Origin of the sequence: Streptomyces sp. UH6, from assembly GCF_013421635.1 — a bacterium.
Classification (GTDB): Bacteria; Actinomycetota; Actinomycetes; order Streptomycetales; family Streptomycetaceae; genus Streptomyces; species Streptomyces abyssomicinicus.
In genome coordinates, this window is record NZ_JACADT010000920.1 from 1 (window position 1) to 2288 (window position 2288).

A 2288-nucleotide genomic window follows, 5' to 3' on the forward strand; every position below is an offset into this window, starting at 1 on the left:
CGGGGCGGCGGACGTCAGTCCGCGGTGTCGTGGGCCAGGCGCAGGTGGTGGAGGAGCAGGAGGGCGGCCGCCATGTTGGCGGCCGGGACCTCGCCCCGGGCGATCAGGTCCGGGACGACCTTGAGCGGCACCCACTCCCGGCGGTCCGACTCGAAGTCGTCCACCGGGTGGCCGGCGAACTCCCCGGTGTCCGACCAGTAGATGTGGTGACGGGCGTCGGTGAGCCCGTTGCTGGGCTCCACGCTCATCAGGTGGCGCAGCCGTCCCGGCCGCCAGCCGGTCTCCTCCTCCAGCTCCCGCGCCGCGGCGACGGCCAGGTCCTCGCCGTCCTCGACCACCCCGGCGGCCAGTTCCCAGCCCCAGCTGTCGGTGATGAAGCGGTGCCGCCACAGCAGCAGCGCCTCGTCGGCGTCGTTGACGATGGTGGCCACGGCGACGGGCCGCATCCGGATCAGATAGTGGTCCAGGTGCCTGCCGTCGGGCAGCCGGACATCGGCCAGGTTGACGTCGAACCAGCGGTTTCCGTACACCGGCTGTTCGCTCAGTTTCGCCCACTGCATCTTTCTGCCACCTTTCGACGGTGTTCGACGAGTGAGTGGCAATATCGCAGCAGCACGGGGAGCGGTAGCAGGGGCCCGAGGGGCACGGGAGGGCGTGCGCGGGGCGGCCCGGCCGGCTACGGGAGCGGCACCCGCAGGGCGACGTCGATGAGTTCGGCCGCCTCGCCGGTTCCCGCGCAGTCGCTGCGCAGCAGGTGTTCGCGGACGGTGCGGAGCCGGTCCCGCAGCCGCTGGGACTCCATGCCCCGGGCCAGCCGCGCCATGGCCGCGGCGGTGGCCGCGGCCTTGTCGGCGTCGCCGCGGCGGAGTTCGATCTGGCTGAGCATGGCCAGCCGGTGCACCCGGCCGCGGTCGTGCGCGGGGGTGCCGACGGCCGCCTCGGCGTGCTCCCGGGCGGCGGTCAGGTCGCCCAGGCTGAGCAGGGCCTCCGCCACCTGGACGTTGACCAGGCCGGGCTGGACATAGCCGGTCTCGTCCGGTTCCTGGACCCGGTGGATGCGTTCCGCGGCCTCCTCGGCCCGCCGGATGCAGGAGAGCGCGCCGGCTCCGTCGCCGAGGTGCGCGTACGCCTTGGCCTGCATGGCGTACAGGTCGGAGGCGAGGGCCGGGGTGATGTGCCGCCCGGCCGTGCGTAACGCGGCCTCCGCGAACGCCACGGCCTGACGGAACTCCCGCATGAACAGCGCCTGGTTGACGAGCAGGGCGATGACGTAGGCGCCCAGGCCCCGGTCACCGCTGGACTTGGCCAGCCGCAGCGCCTGGTGGAAGTAGCGCTGGGCGAGCCCCTGGGCGTCCGAGTCGTAGGCGCAGATCCCCGCGACGGCCACCAACGCGCCCGTGGCACGGTGCAGTTGGCGTCCGGTGGCGTCGGGGTAGCTGCCCCGCAGCAGGGGCGCGGCCTCGTTGTTGAGGAAGCCGACCACCCGGGCGCGGGTCGCCACCCCGCCGGCCTTGCGGTACATGTGCTCGTAGTGGGTGCGGGCGGCGCGCAGCATCTCGATGTCGTCCGGCGAGACGCGGTGCTGCCCGCCGCGGGAGACGTCGGTGTCCTCGGGCGGGTTCTCCCACTCCCACACGGGCATCACGGCGGGCGTCCCGGTGACGGCGGGGGCGCCGAGGACGTGCGGCCGCTGGAGTTCGTCGGAGCGCCACAGCGCGGTGGCGCGGTCCACGAAGCCGGACAGGGAGCCGGTGTGCGGGGAGGCGGGCGCGCCGGGGACGCCGAGGCCGATGTCGTCCAGGGTGACCTGGCGGCGCAGGCGGACCGAGAGCACCTCGCAGATCAGGTCGGGGACCTGGCCGCGGGGGCGCTGGCCCTTGAGCCAGCGGGCCACCGCCGTGTGCTCGTAGCGGAGCCGGAGTCCGCGGGCCTGCCCGGCGGCGTTCACGCGGGCGGCCAGACCGGCGTGCGAGACGCCCGCCTCGTCGAGGAGCGCGTCCAGCAGGGTGTTGGGCTGTCTCGGGGTCATGTGGCTGCCCTCCGGTGCCTCGGTCACGCCAGGGTAGTGGGTCCTGCTTCACACGGGGTGCGAAGCGAACGCCCCGGCCCGCCCGGCGCACACCCTTCCGCCACGCCGGAGCCGGACGGTTCCCTGGTCCCTCGGCGGGCCGCCGTCCTCCCCCCTCACGCCACCGACGCCGGCCCGCCGTCTCCCTTCCCTGGGACGCCCGCGGGCCCGCCCTCCGTGAGGAGGACGGGCCCGCGTTCGGTGTGCGGCGGGGAACTAC

2 protein-coding genes are annotated in these 2288 nt (G+C 74.5%); both read right to left on the minus strand.

Features of this window, described 5'->3' with window-relative positions:
* Positions 1 to 14 precede the first annotated feature (14 nt).
* Positions 15 to 560, minus strand: coding sequence for an NUDIX hydrolase (locus tag HW445_RS27555; protein ID WP_151774744.1), 546 nt, complete (start codon positions 558 to 560; stop codon positions 15 to 17).
* Positions 561 to 676: 116 nt separating this feature from the next.
* On the minus strand, positions 677 to 2029 hold the full coding sequence (locus HW445_RS27560) for a transcriptional regulator (RefSeq protein ID WP_180223583.1): 1353 nt from the start codon (positions 2027 to 2029) through the stop codon (positions 677 to 679).
* Positions 2030 to 2288 lie beyond the last annotated feature (259 nt).